The organism is Enterococcus sp. E4-150 (genome assembly GCF_035726465.1).
In the GTDB taxonomy this organism is placed as follows: Bacteria; Bacillota; Bacilli; order Lactobacillales; family Enterococcaceae; genus Enterococcus_B; species Enterococcus_B faecium.
In genome coordinates, this window is record NZ_JAPRGK010000008.1 from 22,924 (window position 1) to 45,158 (window position 22,235).

23 protein-coding genes are annotated in these 22,235 nt (G+C 38.1%); 4 read left to right on the forward strand and 19 right to left on the reverse strand.

Annotated features, from left to right (window positions below; translation table 11 throughout):
• Positions 1–90 precede the first annotated feature (90 nt).
• From trmFO to ylqF, 5 genes are all read right to left on the reverse strand, one after another.
• Positions 91–1,467, reverse strand: a complete 1,377-nt coding sequence (gene trmFO / locus OZ002_RS08250) for an FADH(2)-oxidizing methylenetetrahydrofolate--tRNA-(uracil(54)-C(5))-methyltransferase TrmFO (RefSeq protein ID WP_016627889.1) — start codon at positions 1,465–1,467, stop codon at positions 91–93.
• The gene (gene topA / locus OZ002_RS08255; protein ID WP_002288411.1) at positions 1,436–3,514 is read right to left on the reverse strand and encodes a type I DNA topoisomerase; all 2,079 of its coding nucleotides are present in this window, start codon (positions 3,512–3,514) and stop codon (positions 1,436–1,438) included. The genes trmFO and topA overlap by 32 nt, the downstream gene beginning before the upstream one ends.
• A gap of 122 nt (positions 3,515–3,636) precedes the next feature.
• Positions 3,637–4,494, reverse strand: a complete 858-nt coding sequence (dprA, locus tag OZ002_RS08260; RefSeq protein WP_002306921.1) for a DNA-processing protein DprA — start codon at positions 4,492–4,494, stop codon at positions 3,637–3,639.
• A gap of 58 nt (positions 4,495–4,552) precedes the next feature.
• Positions 4,553–5,317 carry a ribonuclease HII gene (locus OZ002_RS08265; protein WP_002306923.1) on the reverse strand — a complete coding sequence of 255 codons (765 nt, stop codon included), beginning with the start codon at positions 5,315–5,317 and terminating at the stop codon, positions 4,553–4,555.
• Positions 5,310–6,170, reverse strand: a complete 861-nt coding sequence (gene ylqF / locus OZ002_RS08270; protein WP_325083091.1) for a ribosome biogenesis GTPase YlqF — start codon at positions 6,168–6,170, stop codon at positions 5,310–5,312. The genes OZ002_RS08265 and ylqF overlap by 8 nt, the downstream gene beginning before the upstream one ends.
• A 260-nt stretch (positions 6,171–6,430) precedes the next feature.
• Here ylqF and OZ002_RS08275 point away from each other — a divergent pair, with 260 nt between their 5' ends.
• Positions 6,431–6,829, forward strand: a complete 399-nt coding sequence (locus tag OZ002_RS08275; RefSeq protein WP_156249039.1) for a VOC family protein — start codon at positions 6,431–6,433, stop codon at positions 6,827–6,829.
• Between the two features lie 236 nt (positions 6,830–7,065).
• On the forward strand, positions 7,066–7,608 hold the full coding sequence (locus tag OZ002_RS08280) for a folate family ECF transporter S component (protein ID WP_156249040.1): 543 nt from the start codon (positions 7,066–7,068) through the stop codon (positions 7,606–7,608).
• A gap of 82 nt (positions 7,609–7,690) precedes the next feature.
• Here the strand turns inward: OZ002_RS08280 and lepB are convergent, their stop codons facing one another.
• The 6 genes from lepB to OZ002_RS08310 all read right to left on the reverse strand — a co-directional run bounded on the left by lepB (position 7,691) and on the right by OZ002_RS08310 (position 11,764).
• Positions 7,691–8,242 carry a signal peptidase I gene (lepB, locus tag OZ002_RS08285; RefSeq protein ID WP_156249041.1) on the reverse strand — a complete coding sequence of 184 codons (552 nt, stop codon included), beginning with the start codon at positions 8,240–8,242 and terminating at the stop codon, positions 7,691–7,693.
• 149 nt (positions 8,243–8,391) lie between these two features.
• On the reverse strand, positions 8,392–8,619 hold the full coding sequence (locus OZ002_RS08290; protein ID WP_002290200.1) for a YozE family protein: 228 nt from the start codon (positions 8,617–8,619) through the stop codon (positions 8,392–8,394).
• Positions 8,616–9,134: a peptide-methionine (S)-S-oxide reductase MsrA gene (gene msrA, locus OZ002_RS08295; protein ID WP_002331858.1), complete on the reverse strand. Its 519-nt coding sequence runs from the start codon at positions 9,132–9,134 to the stop codon at positions 8,616–8,618. Before msrA ends, OZ002_RS08290 begins: the two co-directional genes overlap by 4 nt.
• Before the next feature lie 23 nt (positions 9,135–9,157).
• Positions 9,158–9,865 (reverse strand): YpmS family protein, encoded by a 708-nt coding sequence (locus tag OZ002_RS08300; protein ID WP_325083095.1) that lies wholly within the window; start codon positions 9,863–9,865, stop codon positions 9,158–9,160.
• Positions 9,866–9,867: 2 nt separating this feature from the next.
• Positions 9,868–10,764, reverse strand: coding sequence for an SGNH/GDSL hydrolase family protein (locus OZ002_RS08305; RefSeq protein WP_002331859.1), 897 nt, complete (start codon positions 10,762–10,764; stop codon positions 9,868–9,870).
• 157 nt (positions 10,765–10,921) lie between these two features.
• The gene (locus OZ002_RS08310; protein ID WP_156249042.1) at positions 10,922–11,764 is read right to left on the reverse strand and encodes a DegV family protein; all 843 of its coding nucleotides are present in this window, start codon (positions 11,762–11,764) and stop codon (positions 10,922–10,924) included.
• A gap of 131 nt (positions 11,765–11,895) precedes the next feature.
• On the opposite strand from OZ002_RS08310, the gene trhA reads away from it, so the two are divergent.
• Positions 11,896–12,549 carry a PAQR family membrane homeostasis protein TrhA gene (gene trhA / locus OZ002_RS08315; protein ID WP_002288393.1) on the forward strand — a complete coding sequence of 218 codons (654 nt, stop codon included), beginning with the start codon at positions 11,896–11,898 and terminating at the stop codon, positions 12,547–12,549.
• 62 nt (positions 12,550–12,611) lie between these two features.
• Here trhA and OZ002_RS08320 read toward each other — a convergent pair whose 3' ends face one another.
• The 8 genes from OZ002_RS08320 to OZ002_RS08355 all read right to left on the reverse strand — a co-directional run bounded on the left by OZ002_RS08320 (position 12,612) and on the right by OZ002_RS08355 (position 21,152).
• Positions 12,612–13,139: a dihydrofolate reductase gene (locus OZ002_RS08320; RefSeq protein WP_002306927.1), complete on the reverse strand. Its 528-nt coding sequence runs from the start codon at positions 13,137–13,139 to the stop codon at positions 12,612–12,614.
• 19 nt (positions 13,140–13,158) lie between these two features.
• Positions 13,159–14,106, reverse strand: a complete 948-nt coding sequence (locus OZ002_RS08325) for a thymidylate synthase (protein WP_002298126.1) — start codon at positions 14,104–14,106, stop codon at positions 13,159–13,161.
• Positions 14,107–14,117: 11 nt separating this feature from the next.
• Entirely contained in the window at positions 14,118–16,001 is a 1,884-nt protein-coding gene (locus tag OZ002_RS08330) for an ABC-F family ATP-binding cassette domain-containing protein (RefSeq protein WP_301554809.1), read from the reverse strand.
• Between the two features lie 167 nt (positions 16,002–16,168).
• On the reverse strand, positions 16,169–18,241 hold the full coding sequence (locus OZ002_RS08335; RefSeq protein WP_002331861.1) for a cation:proton antiporter: 2,073 nt from the start codon (positions 18,239–18,241) through the stop codon (positions 16,169–16,171).
• Positions 18,242–18,253: 12 nt separating this feature from the next.
• Entirely contained in the window at positions 18,254–18,529 is a 276-nt protein-coding gene (locus tag OZ002_RS08340) for a hypothetical protein (RefSeq protein ID WP_002290188.1), read from the reverse strand.
• Positions 18,530–18,890: 361 nt separating this feature from the next.
• Positions 18,891–19,346, reverse strand: coding sequence for a hypothetical protein (locus tag OZ002_RS08345; protein WP_002290187.1), 456 nt, complete (start codon positions 19,344–19,346; stop codon positions 18,891–18,893).
• Between the two features lie 153 nt (positions 19,347–19,499).
• Complete coding sequence (locus tag OZ002_RS08350) at positions 19,500–20,708, reverse strand: CCA tRNA nucleotidyltransferase (protein WP_156249043.1); 1,209 nt, start codon at positions 20,706–20,708, stop codon at positions 19,500–19,502.
• Between the two features lie 111 nt (positions 20,709–20,819).
• Positions 20,820–21,152 (reverse strand): nucleotide pyrophosphohydrolase, encoded by a 333-nt coding sequence (locus OZ002_RS08355; protein ID WP_002290045.1) that lies wholly within the window; start codon positions 21,150–21,152, stop codon positions 20,820–20,822.
• A 147-nt stretch (positions 21,153–21,299) separates the two neighbouring features.
• On the opposite strand from OZ002_RS08355, the gene OZ002_RS08360 reads away from it, so the two are divergent.
• Entirely contained in the window at positions 21,300–22,175 is an 876-nt protein-coding gene (locus OZ002_RS08360) for a YitT family protein (protein ID WP_002294412.1), read from the forward strand.
• Positions 22,176–22,235: the final 60 nt, after the last annotated feature.

The window sequence follows — 22,235 nt, forward strand, 5'->3', positions numbered from 1 at the left end:
GCAATTTCTCACATTTTGTTTGAGAAATTCTTAAGAAAAACGCAAGAAAAAGAGCGAGACTATCCGTCTCACCCTCTTCATGGAGTTTCCTTACTCATTTGGGACTGCAGTTTTTTCTAATTCTGTTTTTATTGCCTCATTAGCTTTTAAAGCTCGTTGTGCAATTGCTTCATATCTTGCTTTTTTGTCTCGAATGCGCTCTGGCAGTTCAGGAAACAGACCATAGTTGGCATTCATCGGTTGGAAATGTTTTCCTTCCGCGTGAGTAATGTAGTAAGCCATACTTCCAATAGCTGTTTCTTGTGGAAACTCGACTGGTTCCATTTCTTTTGCTAAGCGTGCGGCGTTGATTCCAGCAAGTAGTCCGCTCGCTGCACTTTCAACATAGCCTTCTACACCAGTCATCTGACCTGCAAAGAACAGATCTTCGCGTTTCGTTGATTGGTAAGTCGGTTTCAGCAATTCTGGCGAATTCATAAAGCTGTTTCGGTGCATCACACCATAGCGAACGAATTCAGCATTTTCCAACCCAGGAATCATCCGGAAAACACGTTTTTGCTCGCCCCATTTCAAGTGAGTCTGAAAGCCCACGATGTTGTATAAAGAAGCTGCAGCATTGTCTTGACGCAGCTGGATAACAGCATAAGGACGTTTGCCAGTTTTAGGATCTTCCAATCCAACTGGTTTCATAGGTCCGAAAAGCATCGTTTTGAATCCTCGCTGTGCCATTACTTCAATTGGCATACATCCTTCAAAATATTTTTCTTTCTCAAAAGATTTAAGTTCTGCCACTTCGGCATTGATTAGTGCCTCATGGAAAGCTTTGAATTCCTCTTCTGTCATCGGACAGTTCAAGTAAGCTGCTTCTCCTTTGTCATAGCGGGACTTCAAATATACTTTATCCATATCGATCGTAGCTTTGTCTACGATTGGTGCAGCTGCATCATAGAAATAAAAACCATCTGAACCATTGAATGCTTTGATGCTTTCTGCTAATGGATGAGAAGTCAAAGGTCCTGTTGCTACTACGGTGATTCCTTCCGGTATTTCAGTAATTTCTTCGTTTATCACTGTTACTAATGGATGCTCTTTGACTTTTCGGGTAATTGTTTCAGAAAAAGAATCGCGGTCAACAGCTAAAGCACCACCAGCTGGCACTGCTGTTTCATCTGCCGAAGTGATTACTACCGAATTCAATCGGCGCATTTCTTCTTTCAATAACCCTACTGCATTAGCCAAACTGTTTCCTCTTAATGAATTGGAACATACTAGTTCAGCAAAATTACTTGTGTGATGCGCCTCAGTCGATTTGACTGGACGCATTTCATATAAACGGACAGGGACTCCTGCTTGTGCGATCTGCCAAGCAGCTTCACTTCCGGCAAGCCCTGCTCCAACAACATTTACCATTTTCAATGAAAGAACCTCTTTTCTATTATTTTTGGATGTCTTCTTCGTAATCTCCATTTACACAGACTACTTGTTTACCGCCTTTGACTTTCTTCTCGACCAGATATCCGTCACATTTTGGACAATTTCTGCCCACTGGTTTATCCCAAGAAGTGAATTCACATTCTGGGAAACGGGAACAACCATAGAATAGTCTGTTTTTCTTAGATTTTCGTTCAATGACTTGTCCTTCATGACATACTGGGCAAGTCACACCGATTTCTTTTACGATTGGTTTCGTATTCCGACAATCAGGAAAATTACTGCAAGCATAAAACTTCCCATATTTCCCTAATTTTATCACCATCGGATGTCCACAGACATCACAATCGAATCCTGCTGGTTCATCTTTGATTTGAATTTTTTCGATTTTTTCTTCCGCATTCGTCAGTTCTTTTTCAAACGGTTTATAGAAACGATCAACCACTTTGACCCACGCTTCCGTGCCTTCTTCAATTTTATCCAAATCTCCTTCCATTTCTGCTGTGAAATGGATATCGACGATTTGAGGGAAGAATTCACAGATCAGTGAATTGACAATTTCTCCTAGTTCAGTCGGCTCAAATCTTTTTTGTGTCAATTTTACATAGTAGCGTCTTTGGATCGTATCAAGTGTTGGTGCATAAGTGGAAGGTCGCCCTACCCCGTTTTCTTCTAGTGCACGAATCAACGTAGCCTCACTAAAACGTGCTGGTGGTTGAGTAAAATGTTGTTTTGGTTCAATATCAACAGATTGGACTACATCGCCTTCTTCAAGTTCTGGAAGAATATTTTCTTTCTCTTCTTTGCCGTCATCTCTACCTTCCACATACACTTGCATGAATCCTTTGAATTTGATTTTTGAACCGTTCGCAATGAAGATGACACCATTTTGTTCTAATGTCACTTTCATTGTATCTAAAATAGCTGGTGTCATCTGACTAGCCACAAAACGTGACCAGATCAATGTATAAAGTTTCAATTGATCTTTATCTAAATATTGTTTGAGTTCATCTGGTGTACGAAGCACACTCGTTGGACGCACAGCTTCATGGGCATCTTGTGCGCCTTGAGCATTTTTGATCTTTCGGTGATCATGTCTAGAAAATTCTTTTCCATACGTATCTTCAATAAATGCTGCGGCCTCTGCTTTTGCTGTATCGGCAATCCGGGTAGAATCAGTACGCATGTATGTAATCAAGCCGACTGTTCCTTGTTTACCCAAAGTGATTCCTTCATATAATTGCTGTGCTACCATCATGGTTTTTCTTGTTCGAAAGTTTAACTTACGGGCAGCTTCTTGTTGCAGGCTACTTGTAGTGAAAGGATTCGCAGGGTTTCTTTTGCGCTCTTTCTTTTCTACTTTTTTAACTTCGAAGTCTGTTCCATCAATTCTAGCAGTGACTTCTTTTACACTTTGTGCATCTGGTAATTTCTTTTTCTTACCGTCGATTCCCCAGAAATTTGCTTTGAATTTCTTACGAGCTTTTTTAAAATTACCGTCGATGCTCCAATATTCTTCTGGAACAAATTCTCGGATCTCTTTTTCACGGTCAATAATAATTTTTAAAGCGACAGATTGGACACGTCCTGCACTTAACCCTTTCTTGACCTTACGCCAGAGAATAGGACTGATCGAATAACCAACGATTCTGTCTAAGGTACGACGAGCTTGCTGTGCATCTACTAAATCTACATCGATCGTTCTTGGTTCCTTAAAAGCTGCTTTGACTGCGTCTTTTGTGATTTCATTGAAGACCACCCGATTTTTTTCTTTCAGATCCAACCCAAGTAGGTACGCTAAATGCCAAGCAATCGCTTCTCCTTCTCTATCCGGGTCACTTGCCAAGTAAACTTTTTGAGCTTTTTTTGCTGCGGCTTTAAGGCTTTTGATGACATCGCCTTTTCCGCGTATAGAAATATAATGGGGTTCATAATTGTTTTCAAAATCGATACCCATTTTACTTTTCGGTAAATCTCTTATATGGCCAACACTGGCCATTACTTTATAGTTTCGTCCAAGATATTTCTCAATTGTCTTGGCTTTTGCAGGTGATTCTACAATCACTAAATATTTATACGCCATTACTGAATGGACTCCTTTCCATTGTCGTGTTCCTACTATATAAAAGAGGATTCATACAAATCGTAGCTAATCATATCCATTCAGAAAACGTTTGTCAAGAAAAGCAAATGAAAAGTATGGTGTTATTCTTTAAATTCTGCCAAGATATCTTCACCCGAAACCGTGCAAACTGCACCGTCTTGGATCAAATGATGACATCCGGTAGAATGTTCTGTTAAAATATTTCCTGGAACAGAAAAAACTGTTCTTCCAAGATCCAATGCTTGCTGTGCTGTTATCAGAGAGCCGCTTTTTTTCTTGGCTTCAAAGACACATGTTCCTTTAGACAAAGCTGCGATAATCCGATTTCTCATTGGAAAACGATGCTTTTTCGGGCCGGATTGAGGAGGATATTCACTCAAAAGAAGATGATCATTTGCAATCACCTCTTGCAAGTCACGATTTTCAGCAGGATAGACTTGCTCTATCCCTGTTCCAATGACTGCGATTGTCCGTCCACCATGAGAGATTGCTGCTTGGTGACCGTATGTATCTATCCCTTTCGCGCAGCCACTGACGATCACATATCCAGCTTCTACCACTGGTTTTAGTAAATAATAAACTGTTTTTTTGGCTAAAGCAGAAGTGTGTCTTCCACCAACAACGCTTAACATGTTACAAGAAAGTAAAGATAGATCACCATTATAAAACAGTACAATTGGCGGATAGGTCAAGTGAAGCAGCTGAGGGGGATATTTGGGATCAAAGCAAGTGATAAACGACTGTTTCGATTGGATTTTGCCCCAGTTAGCGTGAATTTCCTGCCAACTTTTGCGAAACAGCTCCCGATGTGTGGTTATTTTACCTATCTTAATGATGTCTTCAAATCCGATTTCTTTATAAGGATACTGCATCATCCAGTTAGCAAGTGCCCATTTTCCTTGACTACTGATTCCTTTTGTATAAGCAAGTTTCAATAAATTCTCTTCTATTTGATACATCATAAAACCGCCTTTCGTCTCTCTTTCTAATAAGATACGTAAAAGCGGCTGTTTTTTATTATAAATATTTTTTTACAGGTGCAAAACTTTTACGATGGATTGGCGTAATTCCTTGTCGTTCAAGTCCTTCTAAGTGTTCCTTTGTTCCATAACCTGCATTATGCGAGAAACCATATCCAGGATAAAGCACGTCATATTCTTTCATCAATTGGTCTCGATATACTTTAGCAATGATACTTGCAGCAGCAATCGACACAGATCGTGCATCCCCTTTGATTATTTTTTCCTGCTGGATAGGCAAATCCAAGGTCATCGCATCGATCAATAAATAGCTTGGTACAATGGACAATTTTTCTACTGCTTGGAACATCGCTAATTTACTTGCTTCATAAATATTCACATCATCGATTGTCTGCTGATCAACGATCCCGATCCCGATTGCCAGGGCTTTTTCTTGAACTTGTTGATAAAGAAGTTCTCGCTTTTTCTCTGATAATTGTTTGGAGTCATTCAGCCCTAATATGATCTCATTTTTCGGCAAGATAACTGCAGCTGCCACGACAGGTCCAGCTAATGGTCCTCTTCCTACTTCATCAATGCCGGCAATCCATTGGTGACCTTGTGCGTACCCTTGCTTTTCAAAACAAAACATTTCTTCATATTTTTCCTTAATTAATGCTTCCTTTTTCAATCGTCGTTCAAAAGAAGCCAGTGCTTGCTGCACGCCTTTGCGTGGATCATTTCTTAATGATTCTAGTGTAGGATCATCTATTCTCTGTATGCTTTTCAATCGTTCTTTGATACTTTGGATGGATTCAGTCATCACTTTTTTGCTCCATTTCTTCGCAACGATCCAGTGTGTATCGTCCAAGTTTTCCTTGGCGAATATCATGCACGACTAATTCGCTGCCGCGATCATAGTCTTCTTTATACCCACGTTTTGCTGTAATATCCATCAGTAATTCCGGTGCCAATTTTTCTTCTTGCTCGATTGATAAACCGTAACGATCGCTGATTCTTCCTGAATAATATCGGGCAAAAAAGTCTAATCCGTAAATCGCTAAATCATCTAAATGGACAAGCTGGTCTTTGATCGCGCCTGTCAGCGCTAGTTTTTTGCCGATTTCTTCATCTTCAAATTTGGGCCATAAAATCCCTGGTGTGTCTAACAATTCCAACTCATTACCTAAACGAAGCCACTGCTGACCTTTTGTTACGCCAGGCTTATTTCCTGTCTGTGCAATTTTCTTGCCTACTAGTCGATTCATCAACGTAGATTTCCCAACATTTGGAATACCTAAGACCATTGCCCGAATAGCGCGAGGCTTGATCCCCCGAGCAGCATCTCTTGCCCGTTTTTCTTTCAATGCTTCTTCAGCCGCAGCTACTAGACCTTTAATTCCTTTACTTTCTTGTGCCGTGATAGCTAATGCAAGATGTCCTTGTTTACGAAAATATTCTTGCCACAGCTTTGTCTGTTGTGGATCTGCCAGATCCGCTTTATTCAATAAAACAAGGCGAGGTTTTTGCTGAATGATCTGATCTAGCATTGGATTACGAGAAGATAAAGGTAATCGTGCGTCTACCAATTCAAATACGATGTCCACATATTTCATTTTTTCAGAAACTTCTCGTCGGGCTTTTGCCATATGTCCCGGAAACCATTGGATGGTCATTGTTCTCTCCATTCCTTTCATACCGGAATATTCCCCGGCTTTACTTGTTTTTTTTCTTTTTCAATATAAATTCACTTTTTTATTATAAAGAAATTCCATCTATTAGTTAAGTGAAAGTGAACCAGTCCTCATTCTATCACATCTTCACTTTTTTGATGATGTAAATTTTTATTTTGGTTTCTATATATGAATCTAAATTTTTGACAGCGTTTCCTAAACAAGAGATGATAGACGAACAAAACAGAAAGGAGACGAAACAAATGAATAGTATGGTTTTTGTTAATTTTCCTATTGCTGATGTCAATCGTTCCGTTGCTTTTTATGAAAAGCTGGGTTTTAAAAAAAATGAAGAATTTTCTACTGAAGAAGCTGGTTCAATGGTATGGGATGACACTTTTTGGGTAATGCTTCTCTCTCATGATTTTTATAAAAAATTTATAAAAGATAAAGAAATAGCTGATAATAAAAAAACAAGTGGTGCTTTGATTTCGTTTAGTGTTGAAAACGCGGATGAAGTAAAAAAATTTGCTCAAATTGCAAAAGAAAATGGTGGTACTTTCCACGAAGTAGATATGGGAATGCCTGAAGAAGAAATGTTTTCATTAGAAGTCCAAGATCTAGACGGAAATACATTAGAACCCGTATGGATGAAGATGTAAGCAGATAACTAATCTGACGTTTTTTATAACAAAAAAACAAAGGCGGATGATACGATAAGTATTCTCCGCCTCTATTTTTTTCATTCGTACAATCTCTTTTTTACAGTTTATAAAAGCAGTCTTCTCACCCTTTTTTTAATTGTTAGATGCCAGTGTATGTAAATCACCAATGTGTCATGACACATTGGTGATTTTATGGTATCCTTTTATTATTAACTGACAAAGGAGAGAATATTTTGAACACTTTGATTGCAAAAAACGTTTTTAGATTGCCCGAAATGAATGCAAGTTTGTTATCGACCTCTGCTCTTTTATTAGCCCTTGATGTCATCTTATACAAGATAGCGATTGGTCCTGCTTATTTTCAAATCACATTCGGATTTTTAAGTATGGCGCTTATGGGTTATCTATATGGACCGATCTGGGCTGGTTTGCTTGAAATGTTGTCGAACACTTTAAATTTCACGATATTTGGTTCAGGAACGTTTCAAGCTGCTTTTCTTATCACGGCTTTCCTTGGTGGATTTATTAATGGCTTATTTTTATATCATAAAAAGATAAACCTGCCTTCCGTCATCGCTGCCCAATTATTGATTATGATCCCAGTCAGCCTTTTTATCAATTCTTGGCTGATGTCTGTTTTGTTTGGTGCAGATTTCAAAGTGATTTTTCTAGGTAGAGTCATCAGGAATATGATCCAAATCCCTATTCAAATAATGGTTGTTTATTCATTTATCAAAACTTTAGAGGCTAGAAAAGTGTTTAAACGAGCTGTTTGATTTTACGTACTAAGGTAGTAAACTGATTTTGGATTAAACAATAAAGCGTGCAGTCTCAACAGACTGCACGCTTTATTGTTTCTCACTGGATCCATTTTATTTCATCAAGTGGATAATAGACAAATCTTGCTTTACCTAGAATATCAGTTTTATTGATCGTGCCAAACGAACGACTATCTTTTGAAACTCTTCGATTATCTCCAAGTACAAAATAATTATCTTCCGGAAGCTTGGATTGTCCCGTTAGCTCTTGTAGTGTAAAGTCCGTCGTATAGGATGCATTTGCATGATCTGATTTCAGGTTTTTAGTTAGATAAGGCTCCTTCACTACTTTTCCATTGATCTTCAATTGATCATTTTGGTAGCTAACATTTTCTCCTGGAAGCCCAATTACTCGTTTGATATAAATCGTCCCATCTGCTAATTGAAAAACAACAATATCAAATCGTCTGATCTCCGAAAATTTTTCCATCACAACCATGTCGCCTTGTTTCAAGACATTTTCCATTGAATTGCCTTCTACTGGTACAGGGATGAACAAAAATCCCCGCAACATGAACGAAAGGAATACAGAAACAAGTAAGTATTTGAATATAAGCCAGAAGCGATTAATATAGCGTTGTTTTTTTGTCAATCTCTATCAATCCATCCCTCGTTTTTTCATTCTTTCTTTATTATAAGAAAAATATCAAAAAAATGCGACTAGATAGCTGAAATAAAAATAAATCTTTCTATCAAACTGTTGGACAAAAAGCGCTTGGATCATAAATGGAAAGCCAATTTTTATAAGTCATGATTGTTCTCTAAATATTTTTCCCAGGCTTCGTCAAAAATATCCATGGATGGCAAATAGTCGACATTCAATTCTAGATAACTAGAAATTTCTTCGTAGCTAGAGCTGTGCTTAGGGAATTGGATATCTTTACCGGCTTCTGTAGCAAAAATAGATAAAGTATCGTGTACACCACCGCCTCGCAGTGTCATTAAATAGTGAAAAAAGCTTCGATTCACCCTTCGTTCCTCCAATTTTCTTCAATAAAGGCAGCCCGGCGTGCATGGTTTCTTTTAAAATTTTCAGGATGCTTTTTATAATACTCTTGATGGTCTTCTTCTGCTAGATAAAATGGTTGGGCTGGTTCGATTTTCGTAACGATTGGCTGTTCGAAACGTCCACTTTCAGCTAATTGTTTCTTACTTTTTTCAGCAATGATCCGTTGTTCTTCTGTCAAATAAAAGATGACCGGACGGTAATTGTCGCCGCGATCCTCAAATTGTCCAAAAGCATCAGTCGGATCCGTTTGCTGCCAGTAAAGTTCTACTAACAGTTCATATGAAATCAATGTTGGATCATAGATAATCTCCACTGCTTCCGTATGTCCAGTCGTTTGGCTTTTTACTTGTTCATAAGTTGGATCTGGTACGTGTCCTCCAGTATATCCTGACATCACTGTATGAATACCAGGAAGCGTATCGAAAGGTTGGATCATGCACCAGAAGCAGCCTCCTGCAAATATTGCTCGTTCCATTATTATTCCTCCTCTAATACTATTCATTTGATTTTTTTGTTCTCTTTTGTTTTGCTTTCAGTACTGCTGTTGCTAGTTTTGTTTGTATTTGAGTTGTTTGAAGCATCAGAGGTATCTTTTGGCAAATATAGACTAAATCGAATGTCATCATTTACTAAGTCGATTTTATCTGCTTTAATATACATCCCGTTTTGCATCCGGAATTGATCCAATCTAAGCATGATAGTCAAATCATCTGTATTAACTTCGATCCAATCTGGCAATTTATAGTTTCTCTTGATCATATTCATCACATCTTTAATTGGCAAACTTAATGTTCCAATAGAAAGACTTCTAGCTTTTAGTTGGACATTTCCGTTTTCCATCACATACGGATCAAAATATAAATAGAAATCGATAGGAAAACCTAGTACTTCGAAAGTGCCATTGAGTAGTGCTTCATTTTCCAAATAAAATTTATATTCAATATCACTATCTTTTTGATACTCACTAAGGAAAAAGCTGATGATTTGATTGACTTTTTCTTTATTTGAATTGATCGTTAAGACAGGATCTCCTTGTCTTTCCGTAAGAGCTGGTATTTCTGGGAGTTCTGGTTCCCGATTAGCAAAAATACGGCTGCCTAAAAATACGGTCGAACCAAGTACTACCCCAAGAAGGATAAGGAAGGCGAATTTCCAGTAATTTGTTTTCTTTGTTTTGTTTGAAGATACGTCAGATCTTGTTTTCATGTTTATTGATCATCCTCCTTCTCTAGCCATTGGTTTTGTGTCTCGATCAGCTGATCTCTCACTGCATTTGCCATCAATTGATAACCTAAATTATTTGGATGGAAATGATCTTCTTCATAGAGCACATTATTTTTGATGCCATTTAGATTTTCTGTCGTGCTAGTTGTTTGATCTGTTCCTTCTTCTGTGACACCTACTTCCTGATTAAATCCTTGATAAAGCAAATCATTGATTGGGATAAAGTAGCAGTTCGGCATTTTTTTTGTCACCGTTTCTGTTCCTTTATTCCAATTGTTAACAATTGTCTGCATGTCAGTGATCTCAGGAAAGTTCAAATAAAATGGATTGTAAATGCCTAAAATGTAAATAGGTGCGGTTTTATTGAGGGATCGAAATTCTTCCAATAGTTCTGTGACATTTTCCTGATAGTTTTTCAGTGGCTTTTTAAAGGAATTGACCGTTAACCCGAATAAATTATTTTGGATAACTTTCATCAAATCATTACCGCCAACAGTCAGTGTGATAAAATCAGCTGTTTTGATATTGTTTCGAATTTCTTCTTTTGTTTTTACTCGCTTTAAGATCTGGTCACTTCGTTCACCATTTACACCATAGTTTTCTGTTTCAACCGCGGTCAAATTATAACGGTCTTTTAGATCATTTGCGACAAGGGGAACGAATCCTCCTTGCTTGGTTTGATCTCCTACTCCTTCAGTCAGCGAATCTCCGATAGCTATGTAGTGAAGTTTTTCTTTTTTATTTGGATCTTCTCTCACAGTAGTTACTGGTTTCATTAGTGGGCCAGCTTTCGGTATAGAAGCAGCTAAACCTGCATAGATGATGATCGCAATTAATAATGGGAACAAAACGAGGATCAAATGTCGTTTCGTTAATTTCATTTTTTCACCTCTTGTATTCGATTGGTTCTAATGTTATCAAAAATTTTATCAAAAAGGTAGTCTTTATGAAAAAAGAAAACAATTATTTTCCTAATTTTATAAAGAAAAAGAGAATAAGCTGCAAGCCTTTCAGGCTGAGGGCTTATCCTCTTTTCGACTAATCTACATAATACATGATTGCAAACGCGTCTTTACCAGTATGCGTAGCGATAACCGGATTCGTATGCAGTACAGGGATATGCATGTCCGGGAATAATTCTTGCAAACCCTCTTTGAATTCTTGCGCCAATTCTTTTGCATCCGCATGTGAAATACCGATTTGTCGCACATTTGGCAATTCTTTCAGTTCATTTTTCAAATTATTAAACCATTTATCGAACGTTTTCTTTCCTCGCCCCTTAGTTACAGGGATTAATTCAGAATGGGCGAAATTCATCACCACGCGTATGTTCAAAACACTAGACAGCAAACCAGTTGTTCGGCTGATTCTTCCACCTTTTACCAAGTTATCTAGTGTGGATATTCCGATGTATAATTTTGTATTGTCTTGTACTTTTTTGACTTCTTCAAGGATTTCCTCTACTGTTTTACCTTCTTTTGCTAATTCAGCTGCTCGAATTACCTGAAAAGATAATCCTTGGTCAGTGGTATCACTGTCGATAACCGTTACTTTCGTTTTTGTTAGATTACTGGCTTGTCTTGCTGCTTCTACTGTTCCACTCAAGCCTTTTGTCATATGGATCGAAATCACTTCACTGCCGTCTTCTCCTAGCTCATCATACATCGAGATAAATTCTCCAATCGGTGGTTGGCTTGTTTTGGGCAGATTTTTTGCTTTCGCCATCATTTCCATAAATCTTTCGCCGTCTAGTTGGTCATCATCGGGATATACTGTTCCGTCGATCATGATGGATAGCGGCATGATACGAATGCCTAAAGCATCGCGTACATTTTTTTCCATCGTACATGAAGAATCTGTTACGATTTTTACATTTGTCATTATTTTCTCTCTCTCTTTCTTTAACAAGATGCCTTATTCATGTTAAACTACATGTAAGACAATTTCTATTTTTAGTATAACAGACAAATAATGATTTTTCATTAATTACACCTAGTAAAGGAGCCGTTTTCATGGAAAAAACGAAATTTAATCGAACGTATGAAATATTAAATGAAGTGTTTAATGCAGTCACCCATGGAATTGGGACTGGATTGAGTATCGCGGGACTAGTGGTTCTTTTAGTAAAAGGTGCCCACTTGCATTCCTCCCTCCATATTGTCTCTTATGCTATCTATGGATCGATGATGATTCTTTTATTTTTAACGTCTACTTTGTTTCATTCATTGATTTTTACAAAAGCAAAAAAGGTGTTCCAAGTATTCGATCATAGTTCGATTTTTCTTTTGATTGCAGGAAGTTATACTCCTTTTTGTTTGCTGAGTATCCGAGGATGGCTAGGTTGGACTTTATTTGTATTAATCTGGTTGTTTGCGATTCTTGGCATTATATATAAAGCGTTGACGTTGCATAAACGGGAGAGAGTATCAAAAGTATCTACGATCATCTATATTTTTATGGGGTGGCTCTGTGTCGTGGCTGCTGTTCCTCTTTATCACTCTCTTGGAATGACTGGTGTTATTTTGATGGTAGCAGGCGGGCTTTCTTACACGATAGGCGCATTCTTTTATAGCTTGAATTCTATCCGCTATATGCATGTTGTTTGGCATTTGTTTGTTATGTTAGGTGCAGGTTTTATGTACTTCTCTGTTTTATTCTTTACTTAATAAAAAAAATAAAGCTATGGATGGGACAGCTCTAAATAACAGCTAGTCTATCCATAGCTTTTTTATATCGTCAATTCGCCTGTCCCGCTTTTTACAGGATTCTCATTACGCTGATACGTTTCAAATTGATGCGGATAACGATTTTTTTCATCTATTTCTCCTTGACTAGTATTGATCAGTGACCAATCAGACCAGTCAACAGGTGGAAAATAAGCATCTCCATCGAATACATGATGGATGACTGTACGGTATAATATCGTACAAAATGGCAGAAATTCTTGATAAACAGCTGACCCTCCAGCGATGAAAAAGATACCGTCTGTTTCTTTTTCCAGAGCAAGCACGTCTTCCACACTATGCATGACATGCACGCCTTCTGCTTTAAAGGAAGAATCTCTCGTCAAAACAATCGTCTGACGATTCGGCAACGGACGGCTACCCATCCCTTCGAAAGTTTTTCGTCCCATCACTAGTGTATTTGCTTCTGTCATTTGTTTGAAGAATTTCAGATCATTTGGCAAACGCCAAGGAAGACGGTCTTCTTTTCCAATCAATCCGTTTTCATCCTGTGCCCAAATTGCAGCTAACATTTTCTCATCCTTTCTGATTCTAAACAGCGATAGGAGCTTTGATCGCCGGATGTGGGTCATATCCTTCTAATTGGATATCTTCCATCTCAAAATCAAATACTGACTGCTTTTCCTGATTCAAAACTAAAGTCGGAAATGCGCGTATTTCTCGGCTCAATTGTTCTTTCATTTGTTCGATATGATTGATATAAAGATGAGCATCTCCTAATGTGTGAACAAATTCGCCAACCGCTAAACCTGTTTCATGTGCAATTAGGTGAGTCAGCAACGCATAACTTGCAATGTTGAACGGAACGCCTAGAAACACATCCCCACTGCGTTGATACAATTGGCAGCTTAGCCGTCCCTCTTGAACATAAAATTGAAACATCGTATGACAAGGAGGCAAAGCCATGCTAGGAACATCTTCCGGATTCCATGCAGAAACGATCAATCTTCTAGAATCAGGAGTCTTTTTGATTGCTTCGATCACTTCTTTGATTTGATCGATAAAGCCACCGTCTTTTGTTTCCCAGTGACGCCATTGATAGCCGTAGATGTGTCCAAGATCGCCGTATGTTTCAGCAAAGGAATCATCGGTTAGGATCTTCTCGCAAAAAAGCTTGCTCTGCTTTTTATATTCTTCATTGAATTCAGGATCTGTCAAACATCTATGGCCAAAATCAGTCATATCTGGTCCATTATAGTCTGGACTTTTGATGTAGCGTTCAAATGCCCATTCATCCCAAATATGGTTTTTATTTTGTAATAGATAGCGGATATTCGTATCTCCTTTTAAAAACCAAAGCAATTCGCTTTTGATCAATCCAAAAGGTACTCGTTTCGTTGTTAACAAAGGAAACCCTTTTTGCAGATCAAACCGCATTTGGTATCCGAATAAGCTTAATGTGCCTGTGCCTGTTCTGTCTTCTTTACGATGCCCTTCTTCCAACAATTTTCTTCCTAAGTCAAGATACGCTTGTTCCATCCTTTTTCCTCCTAATCTTCTACCAATTCACTCAAGTATTCCCACCGTGCCATTTTTTCTTCAAGTTGTGCTTCTGTTTCAGATACGTCGTTTTGCAATTCTTGTAATCGAGTGAAATTATCTCCTTGATGATTCATCTCTTCTTGGAGCAATGAGATTTTTTCTTCAAGTTCTGCAATCTCATCTTCAATCGTTTCCCATTCTTTTTGTTCCATATAAGATAATTTCTTCTTTTCAGCAGGTTCCTTGCTCTGTATTTTTGGTTTCGCTTTTTCAGCAGGCTGCTGGGTCTCTTTTTGCTTCAGTAAATAACTGGACATGTTTCCGTAATAAAGTTCTTGTTTTCCGTTTCCTTGGAATACTAATAACTTATCTGCTACCTTGTCCAAGAAATAACGGTCATGGGAAACAGTGATCACAGCACCTGGAAAACTTCTAAAATAATCTTCCAAAATCGTCAATGTTGCTATGTCCAAATCATTGGTCGGTTCATCCAATAATAAAACATTAGGTTGCTGGATCAGCAGTTTCAACAAAAATAACCGGCGTTTTTCTCCGCCTGAAAGTTTGCCTATCAGTGTCCCATGCATAAATCTTGGAAATAAAAATCGTTCAAGTAATTCTGCTACTCCGATTTGACTGCCATCTGCTGTTTTTGCTTCTTCAGCAGCTTCTTGTAAGTAAGCAATCATCCGTTTATCTGGTGCCATTTCTTCATTTTCTTGTGTATAATACGCAAGATGAACCGTTTCACCGATAGACATTGTACCGCTATCCAGGGGAATTCTGCCAGCTAGAATATTAAGCAATGTCGATTTTCCCGCACCATTTTTACCAGTAATACCTAGTCTTTCCCGAGATTGAATCAGTAAATCTAAATGTTCTAGCAGTGTTTGGTCATTTATACGGTAACTGCCATCTTTGATTTCCAGTACTTTTTTCCCTAAACGTTGTGTCGCTAGGTTCAGCTCTAAATCATCTTCTTGGTTTACTTGGTACAAGTTCTCCTTTAGATCTTCGAAACGGTTGATCCGTGCTTGCTGCTTGGTGCCACGTGCCTGTACGCCAGCCCTCATCCAAGCTAATTCTTGTTTATAAAGCCGCTTGCGCTTTTCTTCTTGTTCTACTTCTACACGATCACGTTCTGCTTTTTCTAAGACGTAAGCTTCATAATTTCCTTTATACTCGTATAATTTTCCAAATGAAAGTTCGAAGATTCGGTTTGCTACTCTATCTAGAAAATAACGATCGTGGGTAACCATCAATAGTGCGCCACGGTATTGTTTCAAATAGTTTTCCAACCACTCGATCGCTTCATAATCTAAATGGTTTGTTGGTTCGTCTAGTAATAGTAAATCGGGTTCATCAATCAACACTTGCGCCAGACTAACTCGTTTTTTCTGACCACCTGATAAAGTACTGATTTTTTTATCTAATTCACTGATTCCTAATTTTTGCAAAATAATCTTTGCGTTGGTATCTGTAGTCCAAGCATCTTCTTTATTCATTTGTTCTTCTGCTTTAGCATAACGTTTTTGCACATCAGGGTCTTCTCCGTTTTCCCCTAGTTCGATCAATGCTTCCTCATATGCTCGAACAGTTTGGATCAAGGGGCTGTTTCCTTGAAAGACTGCTTGGAGAACAGTTAATTCATCGGAAAATTCAGCTGCTTGAGAAAGATAACCAATACGGTAATCAGTTGGATAAAACACTGTTTGCCGATCACCGTCGCCGCTATCGATACCGGCAATAATATTTAAGAGACTTGTTTTACCCGTCCCGTTCGTCCCAATCAACCCGATACGGTCTTTTTCGTGGACCAAAAAAGAAATCTGGTCAAACAAATCTTTTTCACCATAAGTTTTTTTGAGGTCAGTTACTTTTAATTCTTTCAACATGTTCCCTCCTTATCTTGGATATTGTATCATAAAAATAGTGAACTTCAGAAAAATTTTTTTGGTATTTGTTCTTTTTGTGTTCTCAAAAAAAGAACAGGACCGATTCGATCCTGTTCTGATATGTTTTGTTTTTTATAAAACTTGAAAATTTTTACCTTTTTATTTTATTGGACTCGTTTTTTTGACTTTGCTCGAAACGCAAATCGGAAAGAAAAGTTATCAGATGGTTTGTTCATCGTATAAGATTCTAACAAATTGATATTCCTGCGATAGCTGTTCGCAGAAAACGTCGTGATTTTCTCAGCAACTTCGTATTCATCAATGATTTTTCTTTCAAGATAATAACCTCTTAGCATTTTTTTCGTAAACAGACTATCTTGCTGGATCATCCACGAAGAAATCAAATTCCCCGAGTTCATTTTTATTCCTTCAAGTTTGCGTTGCTGGATAAAAAATTGAACCATCGTTTCATCATAAATATCAGTCAAGTTATCTAAACTTTCAATAATCAACTGAGTATTTTTTTGATATGTCTCTCTGATTTCTTGGATATCTTCATCACTAATAAATGTCTGACGATCAGCATATCTTCTTTGCCAAAACATTTTCGGATGGAGAACGATTCGCATTAACCTACGGACAACAATGAACCAAAAGCCGATAAAAGACAAAATTTGGCTTGTGATAGAATGTTCGAATCGAGAAAGAAAACGGGAGTAAAAACGATAACCATTAGAAGAAAGCTTGCCCGAACGATAACTTTCATCCAATCCATCCCGTTCGATCGACAAAATCAGTGCTTGTATTTCTTGTACTTCTTGCTTTTCATCATCGGTTAAATCTTCCAAGTACAGATCACGTATCCGTTCTTGATAATTTTCTATCACTGCTTCAGTGGCTAAAAATTCTTTTGTATTACGATCAATTTCCTTTATTTCTTTTCGCAAAACTTCAACGACCTCTTCTAAAATCATCAAAGCATTCAAATCCGTGCTTTTCGCTTCCTCTGTTTCCGTCAGCATAGGCAAGACAATGATCCCTATGACCAAAGTCACTAAGATGACACCCGCCGTCAGAAACAAAAGCAAAGACCGCTGGTAAAACATCATATTATTGATTGAAAATGGCAAAATAAAAATCGTAGCCAAACTGACTGTTCCCTTTACACCGCCAAATGTTAAGATCAAGATCTCGTTCAACTGTTTTTTGAACTTTTTACTGCCATCTTTGAATACATAAAAAAGACTGATAGAAATGAATCTGATCACAAAAAGCATGACAGAGATTAATACGATAATCGCTAATAAAAGACCGTTTGGATATAAACCGTCTCCCCATACTGGCGAGAACACTTGCGTCAATTCGATTCCTAAAAATATAAATACTAATGCATTCAGTGTAAAAGCAATAGTTGTCCATGTACTGTGGGACAAGCTCGACAATTCTGCATCAAACACAGAGATTTTCCTAAAACCAGAAGCTTGGAGAATACCTGCTGCCACTGCAGCAATGATTCCAGATACATCAAATGCCTCTGCCAATACATAGGCTAGAAAAGGAAGCAAAAGTTCGATCAGCAGATACCCTGTGACATCTTGTGCTGATGCTTTTTCGATCAAATGAATTATTTTTTGTTTGAACCAGACAAGCAAAAAGCCGATCAAAGCTCCCCCAATACTAGAAACTACTAGACTCATCCCCGCGTTTACTGCTGAAAAAGATCCGGTGATCAGCGCACCAAGAGCAAACTGGAAGGCAGTAACACCAGATGCATCATTCAAAAGACCTTCTCCTTCCAAAATATGCATCGCCTTTTTAGGGATATTCACTCGTCCAGAAAGAGAACTGACTGCTACCGCATCTGTCGGACCTAACGCTGCTCCAAAAGCAAAGCAGGCAGCAAGTGGGACACTTGGCAACAGGAATGATAACGTCGCACCTACCCCGACAAGGGTCAAAATGACTCCTCCAAATGCCAAGAACAAAATTGTCCCGAAATTTTTGAGAATCGAAGAAATATCTGCTTTTTCTCCTTCTCTAAATAACAATGGTGCAATAATCATAACTAAGAACAATTCAGGTTCAAAATCGATTGATTGTCCCCACTTTGTCAGACCTAATACCACTCCAAGGAAAATTTGGATCAGTGGAGCTGGAATCATTGGCAAAATGCGGCTAGCTATGTTCGATAAGGTGATCGTTACTGCAAATACAATAACTAACTCAGCAAATTCCATCGTCCATCCCCTTTATTTTTTATTTTGTGTAAGCATTTTTAAAAATTGTTCTTTTTTCTTTAAAATTTTGGTTTCGACTACTTCAACCTGTGTTTGGTTACCCTCTAATTCACACTGTACACGTTTTGACTCCAAACGAAGCAGATCATGTTTCAGACGTTCCAACTGACGATACATCAATATATTTCTTTTACGCAACTTACAAAGTATTTGACGGCGGTCATCCATCGAAAGGGCGCCATAGCGATCATGCAACAGTTTTTTTTGTTGTTCAAAACTCTCTCTCATTTTCCAGATCTCCTATACACAAACTTCCATCATTATAGCAAAGTTCTTTTTGGATGAAAAATATTTCATTGTTTCATCGTTTATTGCTAGTTAGAAATTTCCATAAATTTTTCAACGCCTCATTCTATTCCAAATAGTATCAGATATCAAGTAAAACTTAAGAAAGATAAAAGTTTCTGACAAAAGGATGTTTACTTTTCCATTCCTGCCTTTCTTGTTCTTTTATCACAACAAAAAAATGGGGCTGCGACAAAAATCTTGTCACAGTCCCTTATTCTGAATAAACGGTGTGGAAGAGACAGCCTATCAGTAGTAATAAGACACATCTCTTTCACAGCCTCATTTTTGCGTAAAAATCGATTTATTCGAAAAATTCCCCGTATACATCTTCTACACGTTGATCTGGATTGATCACGATATACAAGTTACCTGTTTTTTCGCTGATTTTTGTTGATTGATATTGATTATCTAATCCTTCTGTTCCTTTATCTAGATATGGGAAGTACACAAGATCAGGTGTGCCATTTCGGTAAAGGATTTCCATTCGCTCGATATCTTCGTATTTCAATGCGCGATTAAACATGCCCATTTCCAGTCCGCCTAGGTTGATATCATGTGTCGCAACTGCGTCCCCTTCATGGAAGATTTCGATTTTAAATCCAGCACACGGATGGATTTCAACAAATTCACTGCCATTGATTCGTCCAAAACTTGTTGTGATTTGTTTGATCCAAAGATCGCCGATATGACGGCGGTTGATCGTCCAGGTTTCTCCATTTCTAAAATAAAATTTTAGCGCTGTCATTTCTTTACTCATTAAAAAGACTCCTTTATGATGTAATTTATTCTTGTACTACCTCAGTTTAGCACAAATTTATGTAAGTGGTCACATCTTATGTTTTTTCTTCTAATGACGTATCTGCCCACTTTAAGTAGCCAACAAAGCTGAGCAGATACAGTCTAGTGTTTTTTAAATCAATTTTTCTTTCGATAAAAAATCCAAAACCTGTTTTTTATCATTTTTTATTCTTTGTTCTACGACGGCTTTTTCAGCTAATTGCAAAGCTTCACTAACCCACTTACCAGGTTTTTTTCCAGTTTCTTCTAGCAAGATTTTACCATCTACTGCTAATTCGCTTAATGACTTGATAGGTAAACGATCATAGGATTCTCCTACGGCATCCATCTGAGGTGTTTCGTCAAAATAGATCATCAATTCTTCTACTTGCAGTGCATGTTTTTTGCCTAAGAAGTACAATTCGAATGGTTCCAAAGCTCCAGTTTCTCGTTGTCGTAGTCCTTGGACAAGTGCTTGAACGTCTTTAATCATTTGGTTAGAACACTTCCACGATTTCAAAAAGGAACGAATCTCATTTTCTTTTAGGCCCAGTTGGCTGATCAATAATGTCCATACTTGGCTCTCTTCTTTCAATGGGACGGATGGTAATTCAGCAAAACGTAAAAGTGCTTCGCCTTCTTCTTTCAAACCGGGACAGCAAATGTAGCACTCTGTTTCAATAAATGCATAGATTCCCGCGGCCCGTTCATTTCCCAAGAGCATCTTGATGAATTCCACATTTATACGTTCTACAGATATTTTACCTAATAGCTCGTGGTTTTCTTTGATGGCGTAGAAGGTTTCTTCCTCTAATTTGAACCCTAGTTGACTGACAAAACGCAACCCGCGCATCATTCGTAAGGCATCTTCATGGAACCGCTCATGAGGATTGCCTACAGCTCGCAAGATCTGTTCTTCTAGATCTTGCAGACCATCGAACAAATCGATGATTTCTCCATCTTCTTTCAAAGCAAACGCATTGATCGTAAAATCTCTTCTTTTCAAATCTTCTGCCAACGAACGAACGAATTCGACATGATCTGGTCTGCGGTAGTCCTGATAAGTTGATTCCGTCCGAAATGTGGTGATCTCATATTGTTCATCATTTTCTAATACCAACACAGTTCCATGTTCGATCCCAATATCTATCGTTTTTGGAAAAAGCTGTTTGATTTCTTCTGGAAATGCGCTTGTTGCGATATCCACATCATGGATTGGCTGGTTCAGCAAGATATCACGAACACTTCCACCTACAAAATAAGCTTCATATCCTGCATTCTCTAATTTTTTCAGAACTGGAATTGCCTTTTGGTATTCCAGAGGTAATTGTTTTAATTTCATTTTTCCAACCTTTCCTGCGTGTTTCTTGTACTGAGATAAAGACTCAGTTGCATGGTGACTGTTTGACAAGTCCGTTTCAGAGTCTTCAAGGCCAGGACCACTTCATCTTGTTTACTCGTCCTTACGCTCAAAGCGATTATGGTCTCTTTGATTGAATTTTTCCATGTTTTTTTCAAAAACTTCAGTTAAGTCGATATTCAATGAATTAGCCATGATCATCGTAACGAATAAAACATCACCAAGTTCTTCTGCTACCGAGTTAACTGGTTCAGAAGCCTTTTTGCTTTTTTCTCCATAAGTGTGGTTGACTTCTCTTGCCAATTCACCTACTTCTTCAGTTAATCGAGCCATCTGAGCTAATGGAGAGAAATACCCCACCTTGAATTGCTGGATATATTCATCCACTTCCTGCTGCATACTGTATAAAGAACGCTTTTTATCCATCTTTTTCCCTCCAAAACTATCTTACCAAAACTTTAACGCAAATCCTAGATAAGAGCAATTGAGAAAATCGAATTTCCATGCTACATTTAGGAAGGAATTTCTAAATGGAAATTCTGTGAAAATACATAATTGAAAGCTGGAATTCATATGGTCAAACGAAAAACAGTAAAAGAAGTTCTTTTTATCATTATAGGAACAAGTATTTATGCATTTGGTCTTGTTTACTTGAACATCGCTAATCATTTAGCAGAAGGGGGAGTCTCAGGGATCACCTTGATCTTAAGAGCTTTATTTGGTATTGATCCAGCTTATACGACTTTATTAATCAACATCCCATTGATTTTACTAGGAGGAAAGATCCTCGGTAAACGTTCCTTGGCCTATACTGTTCTAGGTACACTTTCTTTGTCATTCTTTTTATGGATCTGGCAAAGGGTTCCACTAGAAATCAATTTACAGCATGATCTACTGATCGTTTCTCTACTTGCGGGTTTAGTTGCGGGTGTAGGAAGCGGGATCGTCTACCGCATGGGTGGAACAACAGGCGGCAGTGATATTATCGCTCGGATTTTAGAACAAAATTACGGCATCACTATGGGGCGTTCCCTATTGGCATTTGATATCATCGTCTTACTTGCTTCATTAACCTATATCGACTTGAAACGTATGATGTATACGTTGATTGTTTCGTATGTTTTCAGTCGTGTGATTGATTCGATCTTAGATGGCGGATATTCTGCAAAAGGTCTACTTGTCGTCTCCAACAAAAGCGAAGAGATTGCACCACTACTGATGACCGGTCTGCAAAGAGGTGTGACTTTCCTTTCTGGAGAAGGCGCATTCTCTGGTAATTCAAAAAAAATCATCTATATGGTCGTTAGCTCTAGTGAATTAACTGAAGCTAAGAGGATCGTCCACGAGATTGACGAAAAAGCTTTCCTTTCAATCATCAATGTGCATGAAGTGGAAGGGCAAGGCTTTACTTATTTGAAGCCCCAGACAAGATTACTGAAAAAACTATAAGAAAAAAGACAAAGATTGGCTATGAGGAAAGATTCCACATCCAGCTGACCTTTGTCTTTT

Coding starts and splice junctions, on each gene's coding strand:
- trmFO (WP_016627889.1), bottom strand. CDS start 1,467: ATGGAGATTACGAAGAAGACATCCAAAAATAATAGAAAAGAGGTTCTT.
- topA (WP_002288411.1), bottom strand. CDS start 3,514: ATGGCGTATAAATATTTAGTGATTGTAGAATCACCTGCAAAAGCCAAG.
- dprA (WP_002306921.1), bottom strand. CDS start 4,494: ATGTATCAAATAGAAGAGAATTTATTGAAACTTGCTTATACAAAAGGA.
- OZ002_RS08265 (WP_002306923.1), bottom strand. CDS start 5,317: ATGACTGAATCCATCCAAAGTATCAAAGAACGATTGAAAAGCATACAG.
- ylqF (WP_325083091.1), bottom strand. CDS start 6,170: ATGACCATCCAATGGTTTCCGGGACATATGGCAAAAGCCCGACGAGAA.
- OZ002_RS08275 (WP_156249039.1), top strand. CDS start 6,431: ATGAATAGTATGGTTTTTGTTAATTTTCCTATTGCTGATGTCAATCGT.
- msrA (WP_002331858.1), bottom strand. CDS start 9,134: ATGGAACGAGCAATATTTGCAGGAGGCTGCTTCTGGTGCATGATCCAA.
- OZ002_RS08300 (WP_325083095.1), bottom strand. CDS start 9,865: ATGAAAACAAGATCTGACGTATCTTCAAACAAAACAAAGAAAACAAAT.
- OZ002_RS08305 (WP_002331859.1), bottom strand. CDS start 10,764: ATGAAATTAACGAAACGACATTTGATCCTCGTTTTGTTCCCATTATTA.
- OZ002_RS08310 (WP_156249042.1), bottom strand. CDS start 11,764: ATGACAAATGTAAAAATCGTAACAGATTCTTCATGTACGATGGAAAAA.
- trhA (WP_002288393.1), top strand. CDS start 11,896: ATGGAAAAAACGAAATTTAATCGAACGTATGAAATATTAAATGAAGTG.
- OZ002_RS08320 (WP_002306927.1), bottom strand. CDS start 13,139: ATGTTAGCTGCAATTTGGGCACAGGATGAAAACGGATTGATTGGAAAA.
- OZ002_RS08325 (WP_002298126.1), bottom strand. CDS start 14,106: ATGGAACAAGCGTATCTTGACTTAGGAAGAAAATTGTTGGAAGAAGGG.
- OZ002_RS08335 (WP_002331861.1), bottom strand. CDS start 18,241: ATGGAATTTGCTGAGTTAGTTATTGTATTTGCAGTAACGATCACCTTA.
- OZ002_RS08340 (WP_002290188.1), bottom strand. CDS start 18,529: ATGAGAGAGAGTTTTGAACAACAAAAAAAACTGTTGCATGATCGCTAT.
- OZ002_RS08345 (WP_002290187.1), bottom strand. CDS start 19,346: ATGAGTAAAGAAATGACAGCGCTAAAATTTTATTTTAGAAATGGAGAA.
- OZ002_RS08350 (WP_156249043.1), bottom strand. CDS start 20,708: ATGAAATTAAAACAATTACCTCTGGAATACCAAAAGGCAATTCCAGTT.
- OZ002_RS08355 (WP_002290045.1), bottom strand. CDS start 21,152: ATGGATAAAAAGCGTTCTTTATACAGTATGCAGCAGGAAGTGGATGAA.
- OZ002_RS08360 (WP_002294412.1), top strand. CDS start 21,300: ATGGTCAAACGAAAAACAGTAAAAGAAGTTCTTTTTATCATTATAGGA.